Raw genomic sequence first — 6,640 nt, 5'->3', positions numbered from 1 at the left:
AAGGGCGGCGTCGCGCCCGAGCAGGTCGACTACGTGATCCTCGGCCAGGTGCTGCAGGCCGGTGCGATCCTGATGAACGCACCGGGCTACTCCTACGGCGTGCTGCTCTGCACGATTCTCGGCTGCTGGGTGATGCGAAAGGCCAAGCAGCGCTTCCCGAATATCGGCACCGGTGCACTGATCGGTGTGCTGCTCGTCTGGACATTCTTCTTCGATCTCGTCATCGAAGGTCTGTTCCTGATGCCGATGGGCCTTTTCACCTACCCCGGCGCACTCCAGGCATGGTCGATCAATGCCGGCACCTATTACCAGTGGCCGCTGTACGAGGGGCTCATGTGGGGCGGCGTTCAGGCCGGCCTCTGCTCGCTGCGCTATTTCACCGACGACCGCGGCCGGACCATCGTCGAGCGCGGCCTGGACCAGATCCAGGGCGGATTCGTCAAACAACAGTTCACGCGTTTTCTGGCGATCTTCGCGGCGGTCAGCACCTTCTTCTTCGTGGGCTACAACCTGCCCGCGCAGTTCTTCGCCCTGCACACCGATCCCTGGCCCGAGGACATCCAGAAGCGCTCGTACTTCAACATGGGTATCTGCGGTGAAGGCACCGACCGGCTCTGCCCGCATCCCGATCTGCCGGTCCCTTTCCGCAACAGCGGCTACATAGATTCGACCGGGAAACTCATCCTGCCGGACGGTGCGGAATTGCCGAAGATCATTCCCTTCGCCGACACCGACAAAGGAAACTGACATGACCAATCGATCCAGCGCTGTACTCGATGTTCCGCGTGCACCGTTCTATCGGGCGGTCGGCGACGAGGTCGAGGTCTTCCGGGCGGCGGCCGTAGGCGGCCTCCCGCTTCTCCTCAAGGGCCCCACGGGCTGCGGAAAAACCCGCTTCGTGGAAACCATGGCCGCCGAACTCGGCCGCGAACTGATCACCGTCGCCGGACACGAGGACATGACCTCGGCGGATCTGGTCGGACGTTTCCTGCTCAAGGGCGGCGAAACGGTCTGGGTGGACGGGCCGTTGACGCGGGCGGTGCGTGCGGGCGCCATCTTCTATCTGGACGAGGTCGTGGAGGCGCGCCAGGACACCACCGTGGTGATCCACCCGCTCGCCGATCACCGCCGCGAACTTCCGGTCGACCGACTCGGCGTGACCTTGCCCGCGGCGCCCGGGTTTCAGCTGGTGATCTCCTACAACCCCGGCTATCAGAGCGTGCTGAAGAACCTCAAGGAGTCGACTCGGCAGCGCTTCGTCGCGATCGAACTCGGCTTCCCGCCCCCCGAGATCGAGCGCGAGGTGATCGCCCACGAAGCCGGGGTCGACGCCGAGACCGCGCGGTCATTGGTCGCGGTCGGCAGCGCCATCCGCAACCTGGACAACTCGCCGTTGCGCGAGGTGTCCTCCACCCGAATGCTGATCCTCGCCGGCGGCCTCGTCGCGGGCGGATTGGCCCTGCGTACCGCCGTGCAATCGGCTGTGGTGCAGGCGCTCTCGGATGACGCGGATATCGTCGCCGCCCTCGGCGAACTCGTCGACGCCGTCCTCCCACGGCCATGATCGACAACGATCCGAACGGGCCGGAGCGGTTCAGGCTCCTGGCCACCTATCTCGCCGGCAGGTCTGTGGGTATCGCAGAGCTGCCGGCGGGCGGGATCCCGTACACGAACGGCCATATCGTGTTCGTGTCGGGAGGTGCGACCGATGCCGAGCAGCGCCGCGAAATGCTCGTGCAGAGCGCACTGCTCGGCGCCGGGAGCCTGGATCCGGCATTGGTGCGGTCATTGCGCGGGCGTCCGACGGCGGCTCGTCGCTATCTGGCTCTCGAAGGCCATCGTGTCCTCACCGAACTCGCCCAACGGCTTCCGCTCGTCACCGAGGTCGGGCTCCGCGGCACCCCCGCTACCACGACTGCCGCGGATTCGCTCGCGGCAGCCAAGGGGAAAACACCGGTCGAGGAGCCGCCCGCCTGGTTCGGCACCCTCAAACCCTCTCAGTTGGTGGCTTCGGATGTGGGCCCGGGCGGGCGAGCAAGCGAGCGCGAACTGCGCCTGGAGTTCGACCTCAGCGAAATCCCCGAGGCCGACGACGAGATCGAGGACAGCGTCGAGAAGTCCGACGAGAGCAAGATTCTGAAACTTTTCGAGAATCCCCTCTTCAGCGGCAAATCGGCGATGGAATTCCTTCGCAAGGCCATGGGTAGTTCGCGTTCCGACGGTGACTCGCCCGGCGGCACCGAGGCACCGGTCAGCGCGGTACGGCGGGCGCGGATGGTCGGGCCCGACGCCCGGCCGCTGCCCACCCGGATCAGGTTCACCGACGCCGACAAGCCGGGCGCCGCCGCCGGAATCGGCGGCGCGCTCCATCCCGAGTGGGACGTGTTCAACGACCGATACAAACCGGATTGGTGCCGGGTCGTCGATTTCCCGCTGACCGCTCCCACCGATATCGCGGCAGCGCGCGTACCGGAAGACGATGTGCTGCGGCGGCGGCTGGCTCGGGTCGGGCTCGGTCCGAAGGTGCTGCGCGGGCGAGCCGATGGCGACGATCTCGACATCGAGGCACTCATCGACCTGTTCGTCGATCTGCGTTCGGGCTACTCGCGGCCGGAGAACGTGTACCTCGAACACCGCAGGCTCGAACGCAATCTCGGCGTCATGATCCTGCTCGACGCCTCCGGCTCGTCCACCGACGCCGATCTCGAAGGCCTGTCCGTGCACGAGCACCAGCGGCGCGCGGCCGCCACCCTGGCCGTGACGCTCGAAGAACTCGGTGACCGCGTCGCGGTGTACGCCTTCCGCTCCGAGGGTCGCCACGCGGTGTACCTCCCGGCGATCAAGACCTTCGACCAGCGCTTCGGCGCTGTCGGTCGAGCCAGACTCAATCAGCTCGCGCCCTCGAACTACACCCGGCTCGGGGCAGGGATCCGGGGCGCGGGCGAGATTCTGAAAAACGAAGCGGGAACACAGAATCGGCTGTTGGTGGTGCTGTCGGACGGCTGCCCCTACGACGACGGCTACGAGGGCCGCTACGCCGAGGCCGACGCCGCGAAGGCGCTCGAGGAACTGCGCACCGAAGGCGTGGCCTGCCTGTGCCTGTCCATCGGCGCCACCACGCCCGCCGACGCCCTCGAACGCGTCTTCGGCTCCGTCGGTCATGCCGGCGCGGCCACCCTGAGCGAACTGAGCCCGCGCATGGACGAACTGTTCCTGGCCTCCCTTCGCGAACTCGCCGCGCCCACACCGGGCTGACGCGACGTCGACATCGGAAAGAGAGCTCGCAGTGGAACCCAGCGCATCAGCGGTCACCGAGATCAAAGATTGGTCGAAGCAATACAGCCGGCGACACCCTGTCGCCTCGCTACAGACCGTCGGACGGCAGGTCGAACTCGGCCGGGACGCCTTTCGGTACCTGGTCACCGACATTGCGGGGCGGCGCTTTCCCTTCGACGAATTCGTCGGGCAGGCGATGTTCATGGTGAAGACCTCGCTGCTGCCGACGGTGGCGGTGGCCGTGCCGATCAGCGCGACCCTGTCCATTCAATTCGGTTTGCTGGCAGGACAGGTCGGGGCGACCGCACTGGCGGGCGCCGCGAGTGGCCTGGCCGTGATCCGCCAGTCGGCGCCGCTGGTCACCGCGATTCTGCTGGCGGCGGCGGTGGGTTCGGCGCTGTGCGCCGATCTCGGGTCACGCAAGATCCGCGAGGAGATCGACGCCATGGAGGTGATGGGGGTCTCGGTGCTGCGCAGGCTCGTGGTGCCGCGCCTGGCCGCCGGGATCCTGATCGCGATGGCGCTCACCGCGGTGAGCTGTTTTGTCGGGTTTCTCGCCGGCTACCTGTTCAATGTCTATGTCCAGGACGGGACTCCGGGCAGCTACATGGCGACCTTCTCCTCCTTCGCGACCTCGGGTGATCTGTACCTGGCGATGGTCAAGGCCGCGGTGTTCGGCGTGATCGTCGTCGTCATCGCCTGCGAGAAGGGCCTCAACACCCGGGGTGGGCCAGGCGGCGTGGCGAATTCGGTCAATGCCGCCGTGGTGGCGTCCATCGTGGTGCTGATGGTCGTCAACCTCGGATTCACCCAGATCTACACGATGTTGTTCCCGAGGACGACACTCTGATGGCCAGCGTGTATCGCCCGCCCGGCGCGCGGGCCGTGCTCGCCGTGGTGGCGGGGCCGTGGCGCGGCGTCATCCGGTTCGGGCACATGTTCACGTTCTTCGTGCGCGCGGTGGTCTCGATACCGGTGGCGTTGCGCCATTACAGCCGCGAATCGCTGCGCATTCTGTCCGATGTGACCTGGGGCAACGGCTCGCTCATCGTCGGTGGCGGAACGGCGGGAGTGATGATCATCCTGGGCGCCGCCGCCGGCGGCATCGTCGGCATCGAGGGCTTCAACGCCTTGAAACTGCTCGGCATGGAGCCCGCGACCGGCATGATCGCCGCGACCGCGGCCACGCGCGAACTCGCCCCGATCATGGCCTCGATCGCCTTCGCCGCGCAGGCGGGGTGCCGGTTCACCGCGCAGCTGGGCGCGATGCGGATCGCCGAGGAGATCGATGCCCTCGACGCGATCGCGATCCGACCGGTGCCCTTCCTGGTCTCGACGCGGCTGATCGCCTCGATCGTGGCGGTGATCCCCCTGTTCCTGGCCGCGCTGGCCGCGGACTACCTGGCCGTCGAATTGTTCGTCGGGCTCGTCGGCGGACAATCCTTCGGCACCTACGCCCACTATTTCGACCTGGTGCTCAGCGGCACCGACGTCGTGTACTCGCTGCTGAAGGCGATCGTGTTCGTCACCATCACCACGACGATCCAGTGCTACTTCGGCTACTACGCGCGCGGCGGACCGCAGGGGGTCGGCGTCGCGGCCGGGCGGGCGATGCGCGCCAGCATCACGGTGATGATCTCGGTGAATCTGTTGATGACGTTGGCGCTGTGGGGTTTCGACGCCGGCTCCAGGATCAGTGGGTAACGCGATGTCGATAGTGTTCGAATCCGATGACCGGCACCTGAGTAACACCAAGTTGTTCGTGCGCGGGATCGCCGCGCTGACCGTGGTCGCCGCCACCGTCGCGGCGATGGTCGCCCGATCCGAAGGCGCGTTCGCGCAGACGATCGAGGTCACCGCGATGCTGGTCGACGTGGGCGACGGGTTGCCGAAACGATCCGACGTCAAATATCGCGGCATCCTGGTCGGCAGCGTGCAGGAGGTGGTCGCCGCGGACCGCGCCCACCCCAACAGGGTGCGCATCGAGCTGACGCCCGAGCACGCGGCCACCATTCCGGCGACGGTGACAGCGCGGGTCGTCCCGAGCAACGTGTTCGCGGTGCCCTCGATCCAGCTCATCGACAACGGGCCGGGCCCCGCCCTGCGCGCCGGCGCATCCATACCCGAGGACCACAGCCGAGCCAGTGTGCAGCTACAGACCTCGCTCACCGCGTTGAGCCGCATCGTCGACGCGGTGGGACGCCCCGACGCCGATCCCACCGTCGGGATCCTGGAAACCGTCGAACGCGCGACCCGCGGCCGCGGCGCGGACGCGCTGGCCGCGGGCACCCAGCTCGCGCGCATCGTGCGGGCCTACGACGCCGAACTCTCGGGCTCCGACGACACCGCGTTGCTCACCGGGCTCTCCGATGCGGTACTCGGACTCCAGGAATCGGCTCCCGATCTGCTCGCTGCACTCCACAGCGCGGTCACTCCGCTGCGCAGCGTCGCCGAGCAGCGAATCCGCCTGTCCAAGTTGCTCACCGGCGGTATCGCGACCACCACGACAGTCGGCACCGCGCTGAACAACCGGACCGACACTGTCATCGACCTCAACTCCAGACTGGGCCCGGTGCTGCAGCTACTCGCCGCGGGCAGCGGCAACTTCGTGCAGATGACGACCTCACAGACCCGGATCGCGCAGGTGTTCGCGCGCGACTTCTGGCAACCCGCGACCCAGAGCGGCACCGCCAAGGTGATCGTCGAACTCACCCCGCACAAGCAATACACCCGGACCGACTGCCCACGGTACGGCGAACTGGCCGGTGCGAGCTGCGCGAACGGGCCCGCCGCAGGCCCGGCGGTCATCGGCGCCGCCGACCAGCCGGTGAACACGCTCACCCAGCGCGACATTGTGGCCGAAAGCCTCGGTCTACCAAGGGAAGCCGCGAGCCTGGCCGAATTGCTCGGCCTGACAGTGCCCGCCCAACCACCCACCGGAGAACCACGGTGAAAATGACACGCGACCTCGCCGGACTGACCGCTTTCCTGCTCGTCGCCGCCCTGCTGATCTGGATGGTCCGCGTGACCCTGCAACGTGATGTCACCGGTGACACGCACGCCTATTCCGCGGTGTTCAGCGATGTCTCGGGACTGCGCGTCGGCGACGACGTCCGGGTCGCCGGAGTACAGGTCGGCCGGGTGGACTCCATCCGCATCCACGGTCCCGACGCCGAGGTCGGCTTCCGGATTCAGCGAGATCAGCCCGTCTACGCCAACACCATCGCCTCGGTCACCTATCAGAATCTGATCGGACAGCGCTATCTCGGGTTGAGCAGGGCCGAATCCGGCGACCCGACGGCGCTGGCGGCCGGTGCGCGGATCCCACTGGAGCGCACCGAACCGAGCTTCGATCTGTCGGGGC

Annotated in this window: 7 protein-coding genes; all 7 read left to right on the top strand. The window is 67.2% G+C overall.

Features of this window, described 5'->3' with window-relative positions; all coding sequences use genetic code 11:
• Positions 1-747: spirocyclase AveC family protein (locus ACFWF3_RS19240; protein WP_379314702.1), on the top strand; the 747-nt coding region annotated here is incomplete at its 5' end.
• Position 748: 1 nt separating this feature from the next.
• Entirely contained in the window at positions 749-1,564 is an 816-nt protein-coding gene (locus ACFWF3_RS19235) for a CbbQ/NirQ/NorQ/GpvN family protein (RefSeq protein ID WP_379314701.1), read from the top strand.
• Positions 1,561-3,255 carry a nitric oxide reductase activation protein NorD gene (locus ACFWF3_RS19230; protein ID WP_379314700.1) on the top strand — a complete coding sequence of 565 codons (1,695 nt, stop codon included), beginning with the start codon at positions 1,561-1,563 and terminating at the stop codon, positions 3,253-3,255. Before ACFWF3_RS19235 ends, ACFWF3_RS19230 begins: the two co-directional genes overlap by 4 nt.
• A 31-nt stretch (positions 3,256-3,286) precedes the next feature.
• On the top strand, positions 3,287-4,126 hold the full coding sequence (locus ACFWF3_RS19225; protein ID WP_379314699.1) for an MlaE family ABC transporter permease: 840 nt from the start codon (positions 3,287-3,289) through the stop codon (positions 4,124-4,126).
• Positions 4,126-4,980, top strand: coding sequence for an ABC transporter permease (locus tag ACFWF3_RS19220; protein ID WP_379314698.1), 855 nt, complete (start codon positions 4,126-4,128; stop codon positions 4,978-4,980). Before ACFWF3_RS19225 ends, ACFWF3_RS19220 begins: the two co-directional genes overlap by 1 nt.
• 4 nt (positions 4,981-4,984) lie before the next feature.
• A complete protein-coding gene (locus ACFWF3_RS19215) occupies positions 4,985-6,229 on the top strand; it encodes an MCE family protein (RefSeq protein ID WP_379314697.1) in 1,245 nt (414 codons plus the stop codon).
• Positions 6,230-6,231: 2 nt separating this feature from the next.
• Positions 6,232-6,640, top strand: a 409-nt coding sequence (locus ACFWF3_RS19210) for an MlaD family protein (protein WP_379314696.1), incomplete at its 3' end; no start/stop codon positions are given.

The sequence above is a fragment of the Nocardia sp. NPDC060220 genome (assembly GCF_042727815.1).
Classification (GTDB): Bacteria; Actinomycetota; Actinomycetes; order Mycobacteriales; family Mycobacteriaceae; genus Nocardia.
Note: the sequence above shows the minus strand (reverse complement) of the source record. Positions and strands in the feature narration are given on the sequence as shown.